The 20,726-nt window shown below is 69.6% G+C and carries 17 protein-coding genes; 8 read left to right on the forward strand and 9 right to left on the reverse strand.

Annotated features, from left to right (window positions below; translation table 11 throughout):
- Positions 1 to 826: hypothetical protein (locus OF819_RS26230; protein ID WP_267246122.1), on the forward strand; the 826-nt coding region annotated here is incomplete at its 5' end.
- A 399-nt stretch (positions 827 to 1,225) separates the two neighbouring features.
- On the opposite strand, the gene OF819_RS26235 is transcribed toward OF819_RS26230, so the two are convergent.
- Positions 1,226 to 1,726, reverse strand: coding sequence for a hypothetical protein (locus OF819_RS26235; RefSeq protein ID WP_267246123.1), 501 nt, complete (start codon positions 1,724 to 1,726; stop codon positions 1,226 to 1,228).
- A 179-nt stretch (positions 1,727 to 1,905) separates the two neighbouring features.
- On the opposite strand from OF819_RS26235, the gene OF819_RS26240 reads away from it, so the two are divergent.
- A complete protein-coding gene (locus OF819_RS26240) occupies positions 1,906 to 2,550 on the forward strand; it encodes a DUF6461 domain-containing protein (protein WP_267246124.1) in 645 nt (214 codons plus the stop codon).
- 49 nt (positions 2,551 to 2,599) lie between these two features.
- On the opposite strand, the gene OF819_RS26245 is transcribed toward OF819_RS26240, so the two are convergent.
- A complete protein-coding gene (locus OF819_RS26245; protein WP_267246125.1) occupies positions 2,600 to 3,322 on the reverse strand; it encodes a GntR family transcriptional regulator in 723 nt (240 codons plus the stop codon).
- Positions 3,323 to 3,476: 154 nt separating this feature from the next.
- Between OF819_RS26245 and OF819_RS26250 the strand changes: the two genes are divergently transcribed.
- Together OF819_RS26250 and OF819_RS26255 are read left to right on the forward strand one after the other, a co-directional pair.
- Positions 3,477 to 3,674 (forward strand): hypothetical protein, encoded by a 198-nt coding sequence (locus tag OF819_RS26250; protein ID WP_267246126.1) that lies wholly within the window; start codon positions 3,477 to 3,479, stop codon positions 3,672 to 3,674.
- 295 nt (positions 3,675 to 3,969) lie between these two features.
- Complete coding sequence (locus tag OF819_RS26255) at positions 3,970 to 4,716, forward strand: class I SAM-dependent methyltransferase (protein ID WP_267246127.1); 747 nt, start codon at positions 3,970 to 3,972, stop codon at positions 4,714 to 4,716.
- A 187-nt stretch (positions 4,717 to 4,903) separates the two neighbouring features.
- Here OF819_RS26255 and OF819_RS26260 read toward each other — a convergent pair whose 3' ends face one another.
- Positions 4,904 to 6,241: an LCP family protein gene (locus tag OF819_RS26260; RefSeq protein ID WP_267246128.1), complete on the reverse strand. Its 1,338-nt coding sequence runs from the start codon at positions 6,239 to 6,241 to the stop codon at positions 4,904 to 4,906.
- Between the two features lie 119 nt (positions 6,242 to 6,360).
- On the opposite strand from OF819_RS26260, the gene OF819_RS26265 reads away from it, so the two are divergent.
- Positions 6,361 to 6,909 (forward strand): acyl-CoA thioesterase, encoded by a 549-nt coding sequence (locus OF819_RS26265; protein WP_267246129.1) that lies wholly within the window; start codon positions 6,361 to 6,363, stop codon positions 6,907 to 6,909.
- Positions 6,910 to 6,932: 23 nt separating this feature from the next.
- Here the strand turns inward: OF819_RS26265 and OF819_RS26270 are convergent, their stop codons facing one another.
- Entirely contained in the window at positions 6,933 to 8,318 is a 1,386-nt protein-coding gene (locus OF819_RS26270) for an LCP family protein (protein WP_416370627.1), read from the reverse strand.
- A gap of 343 nt (positions 8,319 to 8,661) precedes the next feature.
- Between OF819_RS26270 and OF819_RS26275 the strand changes: the two genes are divergently transcribed.
- Entirely contained in the window at positions 8,662 to 9,693 is a 1,032-nt protein-coding gene (locus tag OF819_RS26275) for a glycosyltransferase family 2 protein (protein WP_267246131.1), read from the forward strand.
- 96 nt (positions 9,694 to 9,789) lie between these two features.
- Here the strand turns inward: OF819_RS26275 and OF819_RS26280 are convergent, their stop codons facing one another.
- The 4 genes from OF819_RS26280 to OF819_RS26295 all read right to left on the reverse strand — a co-directional run bounded on the left by OF819_RS26280 (position 9,790) and on the right by OF819_RS26295 (position 15,948).
- Complete coding sequence (locus OF819_RS26280; protein WP_267246132.1) at positions 9,790 to 11,508, reverse strand: LCP family protein; 1,719 nt, start codon at positions 11,506 to 11,508, stop codon at positions 9,790 to 9,792.
- 86 nt (positions 11,509 to 11,594) lie between these two features.
- A complete protein-coding gene (locus tag OF819_RS26285) occupies positions 11,595 to 13,526 on the reverse strand; it encodes an LCP family protein (RefSeq protein WP_267246133.1) in 1,932 nt (643 codons plus the stop codon).
- Between the two features lie 219 nt (positions 13,527 to 13,745).
- On the reverse strand, positions 13,746 to 14,909 hold the full coding sequence (locus OF819_RS26290; protein WP_323748968.1) for an LCP family protein: 1,164 nt from the start codon (positions 14,907 to 14,909) through the stop codon (positions 13,746 to 13,748).
- A 280-nt stretch (positions 14,910 to 15,189) separates the two neighbouring features.
- The gene (locus OF819_RS26295) at positions 15,190 to 15,948 is read right to left on the reverse strand and encodes a TIGR03089 family protein (protein ID WP_267246134.1); all 759 of its coding nucleotides are present in this window, start codon (positions 15,946 to 15,948) and stop codon (positions 15,190 to 15,192) included.
- A 139-nt stretch (positions 15,949 to 16,087) separates the two neighbouring features.
- Here OF819_RS26295 and OF819_RS26300 point away from each other — a divergent pair, with 139 nt between their 5' ends.
- Entirely contained in the window at positions 16,088 to 17,455 is a 1,368-nt protein-coding gene (locus tag OF819_RS26300; protein ID WP_267246135.1) for a peptidoglycan recognition protein, read from the forward strand.
- An 86-nt stretch (positions 17,456 to 17,541) separates the two neighbouring features.
- Positions 17,542 to 18,624, forward strand: coding sequence for a nucleotidyltransferase family protein (locus tag OF819_RS26305; protein WP_267246136.1), 1,083 nt, complete (start codon positions 17,542 to 17,544; stop codon positions 18,622 to 18,624).
- A gap of 36 nt (positions 18,625 to 18,660) precedes the next feature.
- Here the strand turns inward: OF819_RS26305 and OF819_RS26310 are convergent, their stop codons facing one another.
- Positions 18,661 to 20,697, reverse strand: coding sequence for a WD40 repeat domain-containing serine/threonine protein kinase (locus tag OF819_RS26310; protein ID WP_267246137.1), 2,037 nt, complete (start codon positions 20,695 to 20,697; stop codon positions 18,661 to 18,663).
- Positions 20,698 to 20,726 lie beyond the last annotated feature (29 nt).

The following is a 20,726-nucleotide window of genomic DNA, read 5'->3' on the forward strand; positions in this document are numbered from 1 at the left end:
AGACGGCGCTTGCGGTGGTACGTCTTACTGCAACGGCAAGACTGAGAGCTGGACCAAGGACAGCAGCGGAAAGTGGCAGTACGATGCGCAGCCCACCGGTGGCAAGGGAGGCAGCAATGCTGATGCCAGTAACGACATCAGGGCCTGTCGCTGCGGAAGGCGTCCTCCCCTGATCGACAGCAGCGGCAAGCCTACGGGAGCTCACACGAGTGGTGGGTCTCCCGTAAGTCGCAAGCTGATCCTGTCACCTGCTCCATCATCACGAGCTGAGGTGGAACCGGCAACCGAGGAACAGCGCCAGCAGGTCGAGCTGCTGAAGAACATCGATACCGGACTCAAGTGGGCCAGGGCAACGGGAGGCGGCACGCTCTCGCAAAGAGTCGCTGGCGTCATCTATGAGACAGCCTTCAGCGTGGCTGACTATCACACTAGGGGTGTCTGCGTTAGCGGCTCAGTGGGAATCGTTGCAGGTGTGAGTGGCCAGTATTGCGCTGTGATTGTAGCTACGCCAGAAAACGGCTACCGTGTTGGTCATACCAAGTCGGTAGGCTGGGGTACTGAGGACTTTAAATTTGGAGCCTCCGTGCTGTTCCATAGCCTCCGCAGCAATGCTGATGATATCGGTCAACTTGGTGGCGCAGGGCATGACATAGGTGGATCAGTGAGAGCAGGGTATGGGGTCGGCGCAAATCACGAGACCGCCATTCGCACGAATAATTCACGTGGACAGCAGGTGAGTGCAATCGATTTTGCACTCGGGTGGGGACTGGGGCTTGATATAAATACAGGTATAAACCACGCCTGGAGTGAGTGGGGGATCTGGTGATGATTGAACGGATGTCGTCTGACATTGGATCATTTCCTGCGAATGGATCGCAGGAAAATATCTACGTGCTGTATATCGGTGCATGTGTACTTATTGCGGTTGGTCTTCTCCTCGCCCTCAACGCATGGGGGGCCGCTGATAAATACTTCCGGTTGATCGTCCGGTTCAGTCCGCCCGGGAAGGCGACACCTAAGACGCTCAGAGCCGTTGGCGCGGGGCAAGTGGTAGTCGGGTCACTTGTGGTTCTCCCGGATGCCCTCCAGGCGCTCTTCTGAGAACTCACATTTACAGAGGATCGATGGGCTCTCCCTGTCGAAACGCAGCTCGCTCGGCGGCCGTGCTCCACCGCGCGTGAGCTGCCCACGAGTTTCGCGGAACGACGGGTGCAGGAGTCGTGGGTCACAGATAGTCGAAGAAGCGGGTCCACCAGGTCGGGGGATGCTCGGGTGGGCGGGGGCAGGAGGAGGCGAGTTGGCTGACGCCGTCGTATCGCGTCCAGAGCAGGTGCGGTGAGATGGCGACATAGCCGAGCGCCTTCAGTTCGGCGTCGATTCGGTACCGGTCAGCACTCTGGAAAAATTCGCGTTCCTCTTCCTCGTCGTAACTGCCGGGGTTCCCCAGGGACACGGCTGCGAGGCTTCCGAAGTTGCTGACGGTCACGGTGATGTGTTCCACGCTGACGGTGGCTGCGTCAGGGATGACGATCGTCCCGTGGTGACTGGCGTCCTGGACGCCTCGGTCGACAGTGCAGATGCAGTCGAATCGCAGGTTCAGGCGGTGTGCGAGCTGGTTGAACCTCGCTCGGCTGGCGGTGTGGTTATATCCGCGGGGAAACTCCAAATGGTCGGGGTCGTCAAGTTCCCGGAGCAGAGCCCAACTTGGCTGGTCATCAAGGGGCATGTACGTCTTCTCCTTACGGCTGCCGTCGGGCGGCCGCCGGTCGGCTTCGGTGGGGTAGTTGGCTCAGTCTTGGTGCTCCCCCCCACCGCGACGGCGGGTGGCGAGGACGCGTCCAGTTCGAGGGCCTCCCGTGGTACTTCTGGCGCTGCGTTGTCAGAGGGGTCGGACAGGATGATGGCATGACCAATGGAACAACCTGGCTTGCCGCCCCTGAATCCATCGCCTTCGGGGGCTACCACGTGGTACTGGCGCGCGGGCTCCCTCCAGAAGTGCTCGCCGACCGCCTCGCTGCGACTTTGAGGAGCGAACAGTGCATCGCCGTCGCGGTGGGGGAGCACACCGGAGACACCCTGTTGGATCTCATGGACGACACCTTCGGCGATTCCTTTGAAGGCATAGGCGTGCGGCTCGGCCGCGCCGGGGACTGGACGTACGCGGTCGGGTACGGCGGCTGGTGGGGCGAGTTCGGCTCTGTGACGCCGATCTCGCACGGCGGTGTGCACGTCTGCCGCCTGGAATACGAGGAGGAGAACGGCAAACCGGTCCCGCCGCAGTTCGAGTACGCCTACGACGGCCGCCTGCTGAGTGCATGCAACCTGTATCTGGACGCCTCGTGGGGCTACGAAGGGGTCGAAGGCGACCCCGCGACAGCAGCCCGCCTGCAGGACCGTCTGGCCGCCGCCGGCCTCCCGGACCACGAACGGGATGAACGAGAGGTCCACCGCACCGCGCTGGGAGTCGTCGAGCGGTTCTTCGGGCTCTCCCTGCCGAGAGAGCCGAGCGTGGAGGGCGTGCTCCCTGCTGTGGTGCTAGAACCGGCGTAGTTCGCGCCAGGCCCTTGGATGCAGTTCGCTTGGCGACCCTGGTGCCGGCTCAGGGTTGGTACTCGTAGCCGATCGTGAAGCGGGGTGGAAGGCACCACTCTCCGTACTCGATGATGCCCTCCGAGTCGGACCACCGGTGGGCGCCGGCCAGGATCGGGGAGCCGACCGGAAGTGCGAGGGCGCTAGACTCGCGGGCGTCGGCTGGGCGAGCGTGCATGTCGTCGCGGGCGTGGGTGATCGTGCGGCCGGTGGCTTCGAGGACGCGGGCGGACAGGCCGTGATTGCGGCCGGGCGCGGTGTTCAGCAGGTCGGGGACCAGGGCGGCGAAATGGGCCGGGTACCAGGTCACGGCGAACACGGTCCTGGTCTTGCCCCGGCCGGCGAGCCATTCACGGCGGACCACCTGGTCGCCGGGCTCCAGGTCGAAGATGTCGGCGATGTACAGCGGCGGGGCGATCAGTTCGGCAGCCGTCACACGGCTGGTCTCGCCGTCGGCGAGGAAGGACTTCACGCGCTGAACCCTGGCCAGCCTGTCGCGCGCTGACAGGGTCCACTTCGGGTCGTCGGCGACGTACGTGCCGCGAGGAGTCGTGCGGATGTAGTTCTCGACCTGAAGTGCTTGCAGAGCACGCGAGACGGTCGCGGCGGCTGCCTGCCACTGCCCGGCGATCTCACGGTTCGTCGGCAGCTTGGCGCCGGGCTCCAGCTCTCCTGACAGGATGCGCTCCCGGAAGTGGTCCGCGATCTTTGTGAACGTCTTGGGACTGGGCATATGGCTTGCCCCCTCAAGAAGTTGACGTGCGGTCAGTGCCAGCACACTAGTGCACCGGGAACCGTAGCGGGAGCGCTTCGGCCACTCGAGTACTGAACTAGAGCACTGGTCCGTCAGTGGGTCGGCGCTGTGACGTTCGAGAAGGGGCTGTGCCATGAGTGAGCCAATGCGGTACTCGACTACACCCGTTGAACTCCCGCTGCGAGCTGAGCCGGAGCCGATGCCTGTATCCGGTTGCGCGGGGTGCGAAGAGTTGGCCGCTGTGAGGGAACGGGCCCGTGCCGTAGGAGATATGACGGCTGTCACCGACTGCAATGTCTACCTGCGGCGCCACCCGGAGGGCCACGCATGAGCCCCCGCGCTGTGTTCCGCCACGTCCCTCACAGCATCCGCCATGTCCCTGAAGGGGGCATTGTCTACGAGGCGTTCTGCATGACGGCTGGCTGTGACGCCGCGTCCGGGCCGCACGATGCGCAGGAGGTAGCGCAGGACTGGGCGCTGAGGCACACAGGGCGGACCGGGCACCCGCTGGTCCGGCGGGTGGTGACGGATCACGCGCGCGTGACGCAAGAGCAATGACTGGGGCCGGTGAGCCCAGAGTTGGGCAACCTGGACCCGAGTCCCACGACCGGATTGCGGGGCCCTATGTGACCAGCCTCAACACGGAAGCCGAGCACGTGGAAGCCACAAACCTCCTCTACCGCGATCCGGTGCTTTACGACGTGGTCCAGTCCGGCAGCACGAGCGCCGGGATGTGCCAGAACCTGATCGAGCTGCACCGGCCAGACGCCCGGACCCTGGTCGACTTCGGGTGCGGTACCGGGCGGGATCTGGAGATCCTGGCCAAGCGCTTCGAGTGCATCGGCGTGGACCTCCAGCCCGGCATGGTCGACCACGCTCACCAGGCCCGGCCGGGGCTGGACATCCGCACCGGGGACATGCGCACCGCACGACTCGGCAAGCGCATGGACGTGGTGACCTGCATGGGCAACAGCCTGGCCTACGTGCATGACAACGAGGAGATCAGCCAGGTCTTCACCACCTTCGCGGCCCACGCCCGGCCGGGTGCCCTGCTCGTGCTGTGCTCCCCCGTCGCCCCGATCACCCGGACCGAGCCGACCACCGCCACGGTCGACACCCCGACGGGACCCGCGACCGTCACCATCCGGCATGAGTGGGACCTGCGGACCCAGATCAACACCATGCACCGGCACTGGGCGTTCCCCTCGGGTGCCGAGGCCCGAGACGAGATTCGCAGGCGCGTCCTGTTCCCCCGCGAGCTGGAGCGCTACGCGGAGGGTCCCGGCTTCCGGGTCCTGGACATGCTGGACGGCACAGGGGCAGGGCTCACCGGTCCAACCGCATACACAGTGGCCCGATACACCGGGCGGTGACCAGCGAGGGGCAGGCCGTTGGGGTCGGACCACAGGGGTCACCGCCCCCGTCGAGGTACGCGTCGCATGAGCCCCGCCGTCCCCATGGGCCTCTCCGGCGCGGCCGTGCGGAGGCCCGTGCCGGACGGCCCGCAGCCGGGAGGGCGGTCGGCGCGGTGGCATGACGCCGACGTGACGCCGGCGTGCGTCAGTTCGGCGTGACCGTGACCTTCTCGTCGTTCTGGATCTGCTTGACGAGCTGCTGGACCTTCGCCTTGTCCCAGACCAGGTTGGAGCCGCGGCTGCCGGAGATCGGGATGTTCATGGAGGTGCCGTCGCCGCCGTTGACGCCCTTCATGGCGAAGAACATCTGGGACAGGTCCCACAGGGACATGTCCTCGTCGACGATGAGGGTGTCCAGGCCCGCGCCCATCGTGGGGTAGAGGCGGAAGGGGTTCAGGATGGTGCCCGGGGTGGCCGTCTGGTTGGCGAGGGCCGCGAGGAACTTCTGCTGGTTCTTTGTCCGGTCCAGGTCGCTGCCCGCGAAGGCGTAGCGGGTGCGGACGAAGGCGAGGGCCTGTTCGCCGTCGAGGGTCTGCTTGCCCGCCTGGAAGTCCGCGCCGGACTTCTTGTCCTTGAAGGCCTTGGGGATGTCCATCTCGACGCCGCCGAGGGCGTCCACGATGTTGGCGAAGCCCGCGAAGCCGATCTCCGCGTAGTGGTCGATGCGCAGGCCCGTGTTGTGCTCGACGGTGCGGACGAGCAGCTCGGGGCCGTCCTCCGCGTAGGCGGCGTTCAGCTTGGTGCGGCGGCCCTGGTTCGGGAAGAGCTTGCCCGACTCGGAGCCCTTGAAGGACGGGATCTCCACATCCGAGTCGCGGGGCAGGGAGATCAGCGTGTCGCCGCTGCCGCAGGCCGCGAGGATCATCATGGAGTCGGTGCGCTTGCCCTCCGCCGAGCCGGTGTGGAGCTTCTTCTTCTCCTCTGCGGTCATGCCCTCGCGGCTGTCGGAGCCCACGACCAGGTACGTCGTGCAGTCGTCGTCCTTCGGGCGCTCGATGACCTTGGAGAGGTCGACCTCCCGGCGCATCTTGGAGTCCGCCCAGAAGTAGGTGCCGATGGATGTGGCCAGCACCGCCGTGACCAGCACAATGGAACCGATCTTGATACGGCGACGCCAGTCCGGGGGAGGGCTCGTCCGCGGGGCGCGCCCGGAAGGGCCGCCCGGGCCGCCGGGACGGCCGGGGCCGCCCGGGCCACCGGGACCGCCAGGGCCCTGGGGCGTGCCGTACACCTGGCCCGTGTTGTAGCCGCTGTCGTAGCCCTGCTGCGGCGGGATGCCCCCGTACGGCGGCTGCTGCGCGGGCGGCGGCGGGGCACTCGGCCGCGGCGGCTGCTGGGGCTGCCGGGGCTGGCGAGGCTGCTGCTGGCGCTGGACGTGGGGCATCACCCGCGCACCCTCCGGCCGCGCCGCACCGCTGCCGCGCCCGTACCCGTTGCCGCCGTCGCCGCGCTCGTCCGTCCACCCATCGGGCCACTGATTCATGCGGACCAGTGTGCAGCCAGGGTCACGAGCCCTGACAGAGAGGGTGGGAAACAGGAGCACTGCTGTTGCAAGCCTGATGCAATGCGGACAGACGTACGGACCGACATATCGTGGACGGCATGACAGATCAGGCTCAGCGCTCGGAGACCGAGATTCCGGGCAAGCCCACCTCCGCGTCCCGCACCACCCTCAGCCACATCATGACCGGCTCCGACACCAACCTCCTCGGCACCGTGCACGGCGGCGTGATCATGAAGCTGGTGGACGACGCGGCGGGCGCCGTCGCCGGACGGCACTCCGGCGGGCCCGCGGTCACCGCCTCCATGGATGAGATGGTCTTCCTGGAGCCGGTCCGCGTCGGCGATCTCGTTCATGTGAAAGCCCAGGTGAACTGGACCGGACGCTCCTCCATGGAGGTCGGCGTACGGGTCCTGGCCGAGCGCTGGAACGAGTCGACCCCCGCCCAGCAGGTCGGCAGCGCCTACCTCGTCTTCGCGGCGGTCGACGGGGACGGCAAGCCCCGCGCCGTACCGCCTGTGATCCCCGAGACCGACCGCGACCGCCGCCGCTACCAGGAGGCCCAGATCCGCCGCACCCACCGGCTCGCCCGCCGCCGCGCCATCAAGGAGCTGCGGGAGAAGCGCGCGGCCGAGGGGCTTGACGACTGATCTGGTCCCGCCGGAGGAGGCCCTTACGGGCAGGTCACCTGGTCTCCCGTGACTGTGCCCAGGTCGTTCCGCCGCGGGTCCTGCGGCCGTACCGGCGTCACCCGTTCGAAGTCCGCGCCCACCGTCACCCGCAGCGTCGCACCCTGGCCCTTGACCGCGCGCAGCTCAGCGCCCGGCAGGGCGGCGGCCAGGGTCTTCGCCGAGCGGTCCCAGCGGGGGTCGTACGCGATGGCAGTGCGCTTCACCTCGCGGCTCGCGCCGTTCAGCGGGGCGCGTGTGGTGGCGAAGCCGGCGGCGCGCAGCGCCGTGTCCGCCTTCTGGCCCAGGCCGTCCGTGTGCGTGCCGTTGTAGACCTGGACCCTGACCCGCTGCGGCGGGACGTCGACCAGGGCGGGCGTGGGGCCCTCCGGCGGCTCCGGGCGGCCGCCGGACGGCGGGGACGCCAGCGGCTTGTCGTCGCGCAGTGCCTGGAAGATGCGCTCCGCCTTCGCCGCGTCCCATTTCACCGTCGAGCCGATGCCCTTCACCGGGAAGCTGTGATCCCCCACGGGTACGGTCGTGAACTCCGACGAGGCGGGGGTGAAGCCCCGCATCGCCTTGCCCAGCGCCAGCAGCTGCTCGGTGCCGAAGCCCTTGTCGGCCCGTACCGAATTCAGGACGGTCGAGGCCACGTCGCGGAAACGCACCGGGTTCAGCAGCACCCCGCTGTCGGCCGCCTGCTTCGTCAGCGCCGCCAGGAAACGCTGCTGGCGTTCCATACGGCCCAGGTCGGCGGCCCCGTCGACATGGCGGGAGCGTACGTACTGCAGGGCCTGTCCGCCGTCCAACCGGTGGGTGCCGGCGGGCAGGTCCAGGCCCGTGTGGGAGTCCTTCAGCGGGCGGGCGGTGCAGATCTCCACCCCGCCCAGCTCGTCCACCGTCTTCATAAAGCTGATGAAGTCGACCTCCAGATAGTGGTCGATCTTCACCTTGGTCAGCTGCTCGACCGTCCGCACGGTCAGCTGCGGGCCGCCCTCCGCATACGCGGCGTTGAGCTTCACCGGGTGGGGCTGATGGCGTTCTCCGGTGGTGAGGTCCGTGTGCTCGGGGAGCTCCGCATAGCTGTCGCGCGGCAGGCTCACCACGCTGGCGCGTCCGCGGTCCTCGGAGATGTGCACCAGCATGATCGTGTCCGTGCAGTTGCAGGGCGCGCCGCCGAGGAGGTACTTCTCCTTCTCCTCCCGGCCGATCTTGTCGCGGCCGTCGGCGCCGACGAGCAGGATGTTCAGGCCGTGGCCCGCCTCGGGGCGGTTCTTCATGTCCCTGAAGGGGTCGATCCGGTCGATGCCGGTGTCCAGGCTCGTCACGATGCCGTGGCCGATGCCTCCCGCGCCCAGGACCAGCATGGACAGCGTCGTCGCCGCCCGCAGCCCCCACCGCGGCCGTCCGACCGGCCGCCGGGGGCGTGGCCGGGTCCCCTGCGTCGCCTGCGTCCTCGGCGTTCCCGTCCCGGCCGGCGGGCGGCCGCGCCCGCGCTGCCCCTGACCCCGCGAGTACGGGGACGACGCCGCCTTGGGGGCCTGACGGCGCGGGCGGGGCGGTGTGGGCACGGGGACACCTCCGCGGGCGACAGGAAAGCCGGGGCCTCAGGGCGTCCGGCCCATACGCATCCGGCGCATCCTGAGCACCGTAGGCCCATACGATCTCCGCCAGGCGGCAGCGACCCGGCTGCCGCACGGCCATATCCCCCGTTCGCGGTAACGTGTGCGGACGATGAACGCCACACCGCCTGCCTCTGTGCCCGTCTCCGTGATCATGCCGGTCCTCAACGAGGAGCGGCATCTGCGCAACTCGGTCCGTCATATCCTCGAGCAGGAGTACGACGGCGAGCTGGAGGTGGTGATCGCGCTCGGGCCGTCCGCGGACCGCACCGACGAGATCGCCGCCGAGCTGGTACGGGAGGACCCGCGCGTCCACACCGTGCCCAACCCCACCGGCCGCACCCCCGCCGCGCTGAACGCCGCCATCAAGGCGTCCCGGCACCCCGTCGTCGTACGCGTCGACGGGCACGGCATGCTCTCGCCGAACTACATCGCCACGGCGGTGCGTCTGCTGGAGGAGACGGGCGCGCAGAACGTCGGCGGCATCATGCACGCCGAGGGTGAGAACGACTGGGAGCACGCCGTCGCCGCCGCCATGACGTCGAAGATCGGCGTCGGGAACGCCGCCTTCCACACCGGCGGCCAGGCGGGCCCCGCCGAAACCGTGTATCTGGGCGTCTTCCGCCGCGAGGCGCTGGAGCAGCAGGGCGGCTACAACGAGGAGTTCATCCGCGCCCAGGACTGGGAGCTGAACTTCCGCATCCGTGAGGCGGGGGGACTGATCTGGTTCTCGCCGGAGCTGAAGGTGCGGTACCGGCCCCGGCCCTCCGTACGGGCGCTGGCCAAGCAGTACAAGGACTACGGCCGCTGGCGTCATGTGGTCGCCCGCTACCACCAGGGGTCGATCAATCTGCGCTATCTCGCCCCGCCGGCCGCCGTGTGCGCGATCGCCGCGGGCCTCGTCGTGGGCGCGGCCCTCACCCCGCTCGGCTTTATCGTCCCGGCCGGATACCTCGCCGCGATTGCCGCGGGCTCGGTTCCGGCGGGGAAGGGCCTGCCGCTCAGGGCCCGGCTGCAGATCCCCGTGGCCCTCGCCACCATGCACATGTCGTGGGGGTACGGCTTCCTCACCAGCCCCCGCTCCCTGGCGAAGAAGGTCATCGCGAGCCGCCGCCCGGCCGTGAGAGCCGCCGCCCGGCCGTGAAGACCGCCTGAGGGTACGCGGACACAAAGCAGGGCCCGGGTACGCGCACCGCGCGCGCACCCGGGCCCTGACCGTGGCCGTCTGCTCAGTCAGCCGCTACCAGGTGAAGCCCTCCTGGACCTCCATGCACTCCGAGTCGTCCGCGCCGTTGAGCGGCCGCGCCGACTCCGGCGCCTTGTCGTCCTGCTTCGGCGCCGCCTTGGGGAAGGCGTCGCCCTCCCGCCAGTCCGCCCCGACGGTCAGCGTGATGCCGGTGACGTCCGTCGACTTCTTCACCGACGACAGCGGAATCCCCAGCGCCTTCGCGACCGCCTGGGCGTCCCCCTCCAACTCGGCGTTGGAGAAGCGCACCACGGTCGTCTTCACCGGATTGCGGGTGCTCTCCGCCCGCGCCAGCGTGAAGCCCTTGTCGGCGAGCAGGCCGACGACCGCCGTCGCCCGGCCGCGGGCGGCGAGCATGCCGTCGCCGTCGGTGCCGTTCTGCACCATCACCGGGATCTCCGCGGGCGCGGCCGCCGGATCCTTGGACTCCGCCTGCTTGGCCGGCGGCTTCCTGACGCCCTTTCCGTCCAGCGGGATGTCCTCACGGACCATGCGGAACAGCTGCTCCGCATCCTCCGGCTCCGGCTCGACCTTGCCCGTGTACCCCGGCCGCTGTGAGTAGAAGTTGGGCATCGTGGTCATGGTGATCCGGTCCGTGGGCACGCTCTTGAGCTCCTGGCCCAGGTCGTACAGCGTCTTGACGCTGTTGATGCCCTTGTCGACGGTCAGCGCCCCGATGGCCGCCTCGGCGAGCTTGCGCAGCTTGTTGGGGTCCGTGAGCTTGGTGTTGGCGCGCAGCTCGCGGACCATGGAGTTCATATACATATGCTGCGCGTGGGTACGGGCGAGATCGGAGCCGTCCTCGAAGCCGTACCGGGTACGCAGCCACTGCAGCGCCTGCTCGCCCTTGACCGGGTGCGTGCCGGCCTCCAGCTTCAGTCCGGAGCCCTTGCCCTGGGCGTTGCGCGAGTGGATGTTCTTGTCGACGCAGACCGGTACGCCCCCGATCGCGTCGGCCATCGACACCACGCCCGCGAAGTCGATCATCATAAAGTGGTCGATGGTGATGCCGGTCAGCTCATACCAGGTGGCCACCGTGCAGCCAGGGCCGCCGCGGCCCAGCGATTCGTTCACCGGCCGCACGCCGGCGGTGGCGGGATAGGTCTCACCGGTGTCCGGGTCGGTGCACTCGGGGAACTTCACCAGAGTGTCGCGCGGCATGCTGATCACCGAGATATTGCTGCGGTCCGCCGACAGATGCACCAGCATCTGCACATCCGCGAGGGGCGGCGCGTCGAATGTCTCCTTCGCGCCGCCGAGCTTCTTGTTCTCCTCGGAGTTACGCGCGTCGGAGCCGATGAGCAGGATGTTCAGCGGGGTCTGCCCGAAGGCGTTCGCCTTGTGGTCGGGCATCGCCCTCGCGCCGAGGGTGAGGTCGTCCTTCTTGAGCTTGCCGTTGAGGTGCTCGTAGTAGACATAGCCCGCCCCGGCGGTGCCCAGGATCAGCAGCGAGAGTGTGCCCGCCGTCCACAGAAGTATCCGGCGTTTGCCGCGTTTCGGGCGCGACTGGCGTGCCGGGCGCTTGCCGCTGCGCCGGGAGCCCCTGCCGCCGCTGTGGGGGTGCCCGCCGCCGGCGTCCGCCTCCGGCGCTGCGGAAGCCGGCGGCGCCGCGGTCGCCGTGGCCGTCGCTGTCCCCGTGCCCGTCCCCGTGCCCACGCCGCCGCCCGGCGGCATTCCGTCCTGCCCCACCCCTGGGTCCCCCTGTATTCGCATGCTCTTGTTCACACATCACTCGGGTCGTTCGGGCGCACGCTGCCGCACGGCGACGCGGCCGTCCGTCCCGGCGCCGGTCCGCCGCGTCACTTGGCGCAGATCTGCTGGTCCGCCTGAACCGTGCCCTCCGGCGCCTTCGCCGGACCGGTGACGGGCACACCCGCGCCCTTGAAGTCGGCCCCGAGAATCAGCGTCATCGGCTCACGCTCCGCCGCGTCCTGCGTGCCCGGCTTCAGCGCCGCAGCGGGCAGGCCCATCAGATCCGCGAGCTTGCGCGCCTGGTCCGCCTGGTTCGGGGCGTACTCCAGCGAGGTCTTCGCCTGCTTGTTCGGCGCATTTCCCTCGTTGCTCGACTTCAGCACACCCTGCTGATTCTGCAGCCATGTCAGCGTGGACAGCGCCGCCCCCTGGGTGTCGCTGCCGTTGTAGACGGCGACCCGCACATCCGAGGCTTCCGCCTGCGGGCCCTTAAGCAGCTGCTCCTGCTTGTTCTTGGCGTCGGCCTTCGCCTGGGCTTCCTTCTCCTTCACCTCGGTGAGCGAGATGTCGTTCTGCACCATGGTGAACAGCGGCTTCGCCTCGGCCTCGTTGAGCAGCACCGTCGCCTTGTCGGTGTTGTCGACCACCGGCACGGTCACAAAGCTGATGTTCTTGATGTCCACCTTGGACAGCTCCATGCCGAGGTCGCGTAGCTTCTCGATGCTGCCTATCCCGGTGTCGACCGTGAGCGCCCTGGTCGCGGCCTCGGCCAGGTCCCACATCTTGGTCGGGCTGGAGAGTGTGTCGCTGGACTTCATCTTGCGGATCAGCGAGCTGAGGAACTGCTGCTGGATCTCGATACGGCTCAGATCGCCGCCGAAGCCGACCGAGTGCCGGGTGCGGACGAACGCCAGCGCGTCCTCGCCCTGCACCACATGCTTGCCCGCGGGCAGATTGAGCTTGGAGTCCTTGTCGTTGATGGCCTTGGCGAGGCAGACCTCGACACCGCCGACCGCCGTCGACATCGTCTTGACGGCGTTGAAGTCGGCCATCATGAAGTGGTCGACACTGACTCCGGTCAGCTCCTTGACCGTGCGCATGGTGCAGCCGGGGTCGCGGCCCAGCTGGCCGAGGCTCTCGTTGAAGCGGGCGTTGCGCGTGCCCGGGATGACCTTGGTGCCGTCCTCGGTCTTCGTCTCGCAGTCCGGGATGTCGGTGATCAGATCGCGGGGGATGGACATCGCCGTCGCGTTCGTCCGGTCCTTGGAGACATGGAAGAGGATCGTGGTGTCGGCGTGGCCGGGGCTGCCGGCGTCTCCGTACCCCTCGTTGCCCTCACCGCTGCGCTTGTCGGTGCCGATGACCAGGATGTTGACGGCCTGGTCCTTTTTGAAGCCGCCTGTGCCCGCTCCCGCGACGTCCACCGTGTTCAGGTTGGAGTTGAAGTGCTCGTAGACGAAGTAGGCGGCGGTCGCCACGCCGACGAGGAGGAAGGACAGCACCCCGCCGATCCACATCAGCGCCTTCTTCTTGCGGGGCGCGGCCTGCTTGCGCTTGCGCCTGCCGCGGCCTGCCGCGGCGGCGGGTCCGCTGCCGCCCGGGCCGCCGGGGCGGGTCTGGCCGCCGCCCGCGCGGCGGGAACGCTGGCCCGGCACCTCATGGCCGCTGCCCTGCCGGCTGCCCGGGGTTCCGCGGCCGGTCCCCGCGGCCGCCGCCGTCTCCGTACCGCCTGCCATGCCGTCCGCCGTGCCGCCCGAGCGGCGGTGTCCGGCGCCGCGCGGTCCGGGCATACGAGGGGAGGAGGCCTCGGTCGCATACGGGCTTGTCGACGCCGCCGTTGTCGGGGAGCTCAAGGAGTGTGAGGAGTGTGAGGAGTGTCCGGAGTGCGCAGGGCGGGAACTCGACGGTGCGGCAGAAGGGGACTGGGACTGCGGTGCGGAATGGTCCAGTCGCAATTCGTAATTGCCGGTCTGCGGGTTGAACACCCACTGGTCGGCGGGGTCGATCTCCTCCGCCCGCCCACGGCTATGCGCATCCACGGTTGTCTTAAGTCCTCCGTCGGTGCCACGCTCAGCGTCTCCCCCCGGCGACGCCACTCCTCGATCCGGCAGTGCGTATCCATGGTCGGAAGCACCGGATCGCGTCACACTATCCGCCCTGCTCAGCGCTCGGCGACGTGCGTGACAAATTCCACGGCCCTTATAAGCGGGCAATTCACCCATTCGTTATGGGTTGCCTGCTCGCCCTTGGCCATCGCTTTACTCGCACATCCCTTCTGCAGCATTGGTTCCGGAGAAAGTAGGCACCGGTGCGGGGGTTGCCGCCCCTGTGTCGTCGCCTCGTCCGTCCCGGTCCTCTCCCGGCTCTGTTTCGCGTGCCGATGAGCCTTCCGGCGCGATGGCGATGGGCGCGTCCTCGCGCAGCAGCCTGAACAGCTCGCCCGCCTCGGGTTCAACCAGTTCGTCCCGGTTCGGATTGGCGGAGTACGGCTGCCGCGGCACCGTGAGGAACTGGACTTTCTCGGTGGGAATGCCGCGAACGGAACGGGTCAGATCGTACATATCCTTCAGCGAGTCCAGTCCCGCATCGGTGGTCAGCGACTTGGTCGCCGCATCCAGCACGGGATAGAGCCGCACCGGATTGAGCAGCACTCCATTGCTCTGCACCTTCTTCACCAGCGCGCCCAGGAACCGCTGCTGGCGGTCCATGCGTTCGGTGTCGCTGCCGTTGCCGAGGGACTTGCGGGCCCGTACGAAGCCGAGTGCCTGCTCGCCGTCGAGGGTCTGCTTCCCGGCCGGGAGCGTGAGATGCGCGTCCGGGTCGTCGATCGGCTCCCTGAGGCAGACCTCGACGCCGTCGACCGCGTCCACCATGTCCTTGAAGCCGCGGAAGTCGACCACCATGTGGTGATCGACGCGGATGCCGGTGAGCCGCTCGACGGTGCGGATGGTGCAGGCCGTCCCGCCGAACGCGAAGGCCCAGTTGAACTGCGCGAACTGCTCCCGGGTGCGGGAGCCGTCGGCCTTGCGGCAGCTGGGGATCTCCACCATCAGATCGCGCGGGATGGACATCGCCGTCGCGTTCTGCCGGTCCGCGGCGATATGCAGCAGGATCGTGGTGTCGGACCGCTCGCCGCCGTCGTCGCCCGAGCCGTACCGGTCGTTGCCCTCGCCCGCGCGGGTGTCGGAGCCCATGATCAGGATGTTCTGGGCGCCGGCGGCGAGGGCTGTGGGCCGCTCCTTCTCGTACGCCTGAAGCTCGGCCGCCGCCGAGGTGTCCGTGGTGATGTTGGCGTCGAGCTTGCGGTAGAGCCACCAGCCGAGGCCGGCGGCCGCCAGGACGACGACGGAGACGGCGAATGCGGCCCAGCGCAGGCAGTAGCGACTGCGGCCGCAGGGGTCGGCGCCAGCACTGTCCGTCACGTCTGCGTCCATCCTTCAAGGCGTCGGCGGCGCGCCGGGCGGCCGAATCGCTTCGCTGGACGGCCGAACCCGGCGCTTGGTCGTACGTGAGATGCGGTGTGCGCGTGGGAGGACACGCAATGCCGATCATCCACCGGAGCTGACGTGCAGGCCGGGAGGGCCCGGCCCGAGTGTGCGCCACACGAGTGCACTTCAGCGGGGCGGCTGGACTGAAGCGATGTGATGTGCTCGCGCCGCGACCTGGCGGCCGCCGACAGCCGGCCCCGGACGGCGTGGTCGGTCACGCCTCGATGACGCAGACCGTGACCTTCTCCGCCTCGATCCGCTTCTCCAGGTCCTCCTCGGAGAGCCGGTCGAGGTTCCGGCACAGCACGACCGACCCGCCGGCCGCGAGCGGTGCGTACAGTCCCGTCGACAGCCCCTCCCAGGAGTCGTACGGACGCCCCGACAGCAGCCGCGAGCCCGGTACGAGGCCGAGTGCCTCCGCGTCCGTCCGGGCCCGCTCGGCCAACTCCGCGCCGGTCAGCTCACGGCCGGGGACGGCCAGCGCGGGCGCGTCCGGGTCCACCGGTGCGAACGGGGTGAAGCGGTCGCCCTGGCCCGGCACTTCCACCGCGTAGTCGACGAAGCCCGCGGGAGGCTGCGGGAACCGTCCGCCCAGCGGGCGCAGCGCCAGCGCCACCCGCTCCCCGGTGCAGGCGCGGGCGGCCTCAAGGGTGTCGGGGCCGCTGACGACGAGATCCGCCGCGGCCGGATCGCCGCCGACCTCGGCGCACACCCCGACCGAGGAGCAGGCGAGCAGCCAGACCGCGCTCTGCCAGTGCGCGGGCAGCAACAGCGCCAGCCGGTCGCCGGGTGCGGCGGCAAGGTCGCCCTGGAGCAGATTGGCCGTCTTCGCCACCCAATTGGCGACGGTGGCCACGGACAATTCCACGCGCTCACCGGTGGCGTCGTCGTAAAAGGTGACCAAGGGGCGCGCGGGGTCCGCGGCGAGCGCGGATCGCAGCAGGTCGGCAGGGGTGCGGTCGCTGGCGTTCACACCGGCAAGCCTACGCGCCGGGACCTCTCGCGGGGCCTTCGGACGGCGGCGGGGTCCGCCGGTCGGACGGACGGGCCCGGATTTTCCCGAAAGGCGGAGCGCATGCGCCCGGTTCAGGATCGTGGACATGCGTGGAAATATGGCTTCATCCTCCATCGCCGCATCCTCTGTCGGCATCGTGTGCTCAGCCGTGCTCGTACTGCCGCTGACCCTGCCGTCGGTCCTCATGCCCGAAGCCGCGGCGGCCTCGCGGCCCCCTGCTTCCGGCGAGTCCGGCTACACCCAGTCGCTGCCGCTCAAGGCGGCCGGTCCCGCAGAGCGTTCCGCGGGACCGGCGGGAGCGGCCGAACAGGGCCTGTCAGCGCGGGACGTCAGACCGTTCTCGCTCGTCGGCGTCGTCTGGGAGGACGAGCGGGCCGAACTGCACGGCGCCGTCCAGGTGCGCACCCGGGCCGTGGCGACCGGCGCCTGGTCGTCCTGGCAGGACGTGGAGACGCACAACCACGAGCACGCGGCGGACCGCGGCACCGCGGAGGGCGACTCCGAGCGGGTGCGGGGGGCCACCGCGCCGCTGTGGGTGGGGGAGTCGGACGGGGTGGAGGTGCGGGTACGGGCGGAGAACGCCGAGCGCGCGCCGCTGCCGGAAGGGCTGCGTCTGGAACTCGTCGAGCCGGGGGCCGAGCCGCCTCCGGCGGGCCGGACGGGGGAGGACGCGGATGCGGACGCCGATTCGGGCGACGACGCGGATTCGGGCGACGAGGCCGCGGCCGCGGACGGGCTGCCCGAAGCCGCCCCCGAAGCCGCGCCGCTGGTGCTCCCCGCCCTGTCGCGGGAGGAGACCGAGGCGCAGGCCGCGGCGGGAGTGCAGCTGGTGGCCACGGTGGATGCCGCGGGGAAACCCTTCATCGGGCCCCGGCCGGCCATCGTCACCCGCGCCGGGTGGGGTGCGGACGAGAGCCTGCGGGAGAGCGGCTATCTCTACACCTCAACGATCAAGGCCGCGTTCGTCCATCACACCGCCACGGGCAACAACTACACCTGCAGCGAGGCGCCCTCCGTTATCCGCAGTATCTACCGCTACCACACCCAGAGCATGGGATGGCGTGACATCGGCTACAACTTCACCATCGACAAGTGCGGAAAGATCTACGAAGGCCGTGCGGGGGGCGTGGCCAAGCCGGTCATGGGCGCGCACACGCTGGGTTTCAACTCGAAGACCACGGGCATCGCCGTGCTCGGCACGTACAGTTCGACCAATCCGCCGTCCGCTTCGGTGACGGCGGTGGCCAAGCTGACGGCCTGGAAGCTCGGTCTGCACGGAGCCGATCCGAGCGGGAAGACCGTGCTCACATCAGGGGGGAGCGGTAAATACGCAAAGGGCGTGAACGTCAATCTCCATGTCATCTCCGGGCATCGGGACGGCTACGCCACCGACTGCCCCGGAGGCCGCCTCTACAGCATGCTCGGCGCCACCCGGAGCGTCTCTGCCAAGTACCAGGGCCGCTGACCCGGGAGGTCCGGACCCACTGCATAAACTGGCCGGTCTCGAAGAGAGCGATCACACCGGCCCCAGCAGGAAGCAGAGACGACAAGGTGACAGAAGCGATCCTCCTGGTGGGCGGAAAGGGAACGCGGCTGCGGCCGCTGACCGTCAACACGCCGAAGCCCATGGTTCCGGCGGCGGGCGTCCCCTTCCTGACGCACCAGCTGGCGCGGGCGCGGGCCGCGGGGGTGGAGCACATCGTGCTCGCCACCTCCTATCTCGCCGAGGTGTTCGAGCCGTACTTCGGCGACGGCTCCGCGTTCGGCCTCGATCTTGAGTACGTCACCGAAGAGGAGCCGCTCGGCACGGGCGGGGCGATACGGAACGTGGCGTCCCGGCTGTCGTCCGGGCCACAGGAACCCGTACTGATCTTCAACGGCGACATCCTGACGGGCCTGGACATCAGGGCGCTCGTCGCGACGCACCAGTCGTCCGGCGCGGATGTCTCGCTCCATCTGACGCGGGTGCCGGACCCGAGGGCGTTCGGACTGGTGCCGACCGACCAGACGGGGCGGGTGACGGCGTTCCTGGAGAAGCCGCAGACCCCGGAGGAGATCGTCACCGACCAGATCAACGCCGGAGCGTATGTGTTCCGGCGGTCCGTCATCGACTCGATCCCGGCGGGCCGGCCCGTGTCGGTGGAGCGCGAGACCTTTCCGGAGCTGCTGCGTTCCGGAGCGCATCTTCAGGGCATGGTCGACTCCACCTACTGGCTCGACCTGGGGACCCCGCAGGCGTTCGTCCGCGGGTCGGCGGACCTGGTCACGGGCCGTGCGCCGTCCCCGGCGGTGCCCGGCCGCTGCGGAGACCGGCTGGTCCTGCCGACCGCGCGGGTCGCGCCCGGCGCAAAGCTGACCGGGGGCACGGTGATCGGCGCGGGCGCGCACATCGGGGAAGGCGCGCGCATCGACGGCAGCACGGTCCTCGACGGCGCGGTGGTCGAGCCCGGGGCGGTGATCTCGGCCTCGCTCGTCGGAGCGGGGGCGCGGGTCGGGGCGCGGACGGTCCTGTCGGAGACGGTGATCGGCGACGGCGCGGATGTGGGCGCGGACAACGAGCTGCGGGCGGGGGCGCGGGTGTGGTGCGAGGCGAGGGTGCCGGCGGGGGCGATCCGCTTCACGTCGGACGCGTAGCGACCGCCCCCGCGGTCCGGGCCTCCGGCCGGCGTGTCAGTGCATCTGCCAGAGCAGGACCGAGTCCTTGGCGTCGTAGTCGACCGCCATGTCGAGGCCGATCGCCACGGTCTTGCCGTCCGGGCTGACGGCCACCGTCTCGACTCCGTTGGGGCACTTCTGGCGGCCGACTTCCTTCCCCGCGAGCGTGTCCCACACATGAACGGTCGTGACGTCGCCGGCGACCAGGAGGCGTCCCTCCGGGTGGAACGCGAGGCACGTGAGCCGGTTCATGTCCTCGAAGCGGACGACCTCCGAGCGGGAGTCGGTGTTCCACAGCACGACATGGCCGCCGTCCGTGCCATACGCGAGGAGACTCCCGTCCGGACTGAACACGGCGGCACTCGCGCCGCCGCTGTCCTCGACCGTGCCGGTGGTCCTGCCCGCGGGGGTCAGGGTCGTCAGGGGGCGCCCGCTGACCAGCATCTGACCGTCGCCGCGGATCGCCACGGGGCCGCCGGCCGCGCTCGTGGAGCCGCCCTTGTCCTTGCCGGACGGCAGTTCCCAGAGGCGCAGGCCCTCCGGGGTGCTCGCGGCCAGCGTCCTGCCGTCCGCGCTGATGGCCAGGCCTGTGGGCCAGCCCTTCTGGGTCGGCCCCTCCTCGGTGGGCAGCGTGAATGTGTGCAGGGTCTTGCCGGTGGCCGTGTCCCAGACGCGGACCTTGTTCTCCTCGGCCCTGACCAGACGGCTGAGGTCCCGGCTGAAGACCGTGGGCTGCAGATACTCCGGCGCTCCGATGAGGACGGGAGTGCCGTCCCCGGTACTCGGGTTCCAGCGCACGATGGTGTTGTGGCCGGCGCCGTACAGCTGCTTGCCGTCCTCGCTGAAGGCGAGCGCCCGCACCGCCGGGAGGCCCTTGAGGCGGATGGGCTCTGCGGTTCCGTCCGGCGTCGAACCGGCGGGCGGGGAGGCGGCGGGCTTGCCGCCGGCGTCCGAGGAGCCCCCTGCCCTGTCGTTGTCGCGGAGCAGGATCGGCGTCCCGACCGCCGTGGCGGCTGCTGCTGTCCCGAGCCCGGCGAACAGGAGCGTGCGCCGCGACAGCGCGCGCGGGCGCGGCCTGTCGCCCGCGTCGGCGGCGGTGCTCGCCGGCCCGAACCCCGGTGGCGGGGTGCTGGAGGGTGCGGCGACGGTCGGCGGGTGGGTCAGGTGCGAGGGCGCGGCCGGCGCGGGTGCGCCCGCGCCCCTTGTCCCGCCTGTGCCCTGTGCCCCGCCTGTGCCGCGTGCCCCGCCCGCGTGCGCCGCGAACCGCGCGGGCAGCTCATCGACGGCTGGCCGCGCCTCGGGCTCCTTCGACAGGCACGCGGCGAGCAGCTCCCGCAGCGCGTCATCCTCGATTCCATCGAGCGAGGGCGCCTCGTCCAGGATGCGCTGGACGACCTCGATCAGCGTGGGTGCGTCGAACGGCCCGCGCCCGGTCGCGGCGAACGCGAGCACCGAGCCGAGCGAGAACACATCGCTCGCCGCCCCCGCCCGGTCGGCGCGGATCTGCTCCGGCGACATATACGAGTAGGTGCCGATGACCGTGCCCGTCGCCGTGAGCGAGCTGGCGTCCACGGCGCGGGCGATGCCGAAGTCGATGATGCGCGGCCCGTCGTCGGCGACGATCACATTGCCGGGCTTCAAGTCCCGGTGCACAAGGCCGCACTTGTGGATCGCCGCGAGCCCTTCCGCGAGCCCTGCGCCGAGCCGCAGCACGGCGGCGGCCTCCAGCGGTCCGCCCTCGGCGATGACGTCGTACAGCGTCGGGCCCGGTATGAACGCCGTGACCAGCCATGGGGATTCGGCCCCGGGGTCGGCGTCGACCACCTGCGCGGTGTGGAATCCGCCGACCCGCCGCGCCGCGTCCACCTCGCGCGCGAACCGCTCCCGGAACTGCGGGGCCGCCGCGAGCTCCCGCTTGATCAGCTTGACCGCGACCTTCCGGCCGCCCGGCGACGTACCGAGGAAGACCGATCCCATGCCGCCCTCGCCGAGCCGTCCGTCGAGGCGGTAGGGGCCGACCCACTGCGGGTCGTCGGGTCTGAGTGCGTCCATGGGTTCCGTCCGTGCGAGAAGAAGTCAGA

The sequence above is a fragment of the Streptomyces sp. PR69 genome, from assembly GCF_026420845.1.
Lineage (GTDB): Bacteria > Actinomycetota > Actinomycetes > Streptomycetales > Streptomycetaceae > Streptomyces.

What these genes read in the sequence shown, in the direction of transcription:
- OF819_RS26245 (WP_267246125.1), bottom strand. Translation starts at nt 3,322, where the DNA reads ATGCCCAGTCCCAAGACGTTCACAAAGATCGCGGACCACTTCCGGGAG.
- OF819_RS26250 (WP_267246126.1), top strand. Translation starts at nt 3,477, where the DNA reads ATGAGTGAGCCAATGCGGTACTCGACTACACCCGTTGAACTCCCGCTG.
- OF819_RS26240 (WP_267246124.1), top strand. Translation starts at nt 1,906, where the DNA reads ATGACCAATGGAACAACCTGGCTTGCCGCCCCTGAATCCATCGCCTTC.
- OF819_RS26275 (WP_267246131.1), top strand. Translation starts at nt 8,662, where the DNA reads ATGAACGCCACACCGCCTGCCTCTGTGCCCGTCTCCGTGATCATGCCG.
- OF819_RS26265 (WP_267246129.1), top strand. Translation starts at nt 6,361, where the DNA reads ATGACAGATCAGGCTCAGCGCTCGGAGACCGAGATTCCGGGCAAGCCC.
- OF819_RS26310 (WP_267246137.1), bottom strand. Translation starts at nt 20,697, where the DNA reads ATGGACGCACTCAGACCCGACGACCCGCAGTGGGTCGGCCCCTACCGC.
- OF819_RS26280 (WP_267246132.1), bottom strand. Translation starts at nt 11,508, where the DNA reads ATGCGAATACAGGGGGACCCAGGGGTGGGGCAGGACGGAATGCCGCCG.
- OF819_RS26235 (WP_267246123.1), bottom strand. Translation starts at nt 1,726, where the DNA reads ATGCCCCTTGATGACCAGCCAAGTTGGGCTCTGCTCCGGGAACTTGAC.
- OF819_RS26300 (WP_267246135.1), top strand. Translation starts at nt 16,088, where the DNA reads ATGGCTTCATCCTCCATCGCCGCATCCTCTGTCGGCATCGTGTGCTCA.
- OF819_RS26260 (WP_267246128.1), bottom strand. Translation starts at nt 6,241, where the DNA reads ATGAATCAGTGGCCCGATGGGTGGACGGACGAGCGCGGCGACGGCGGC.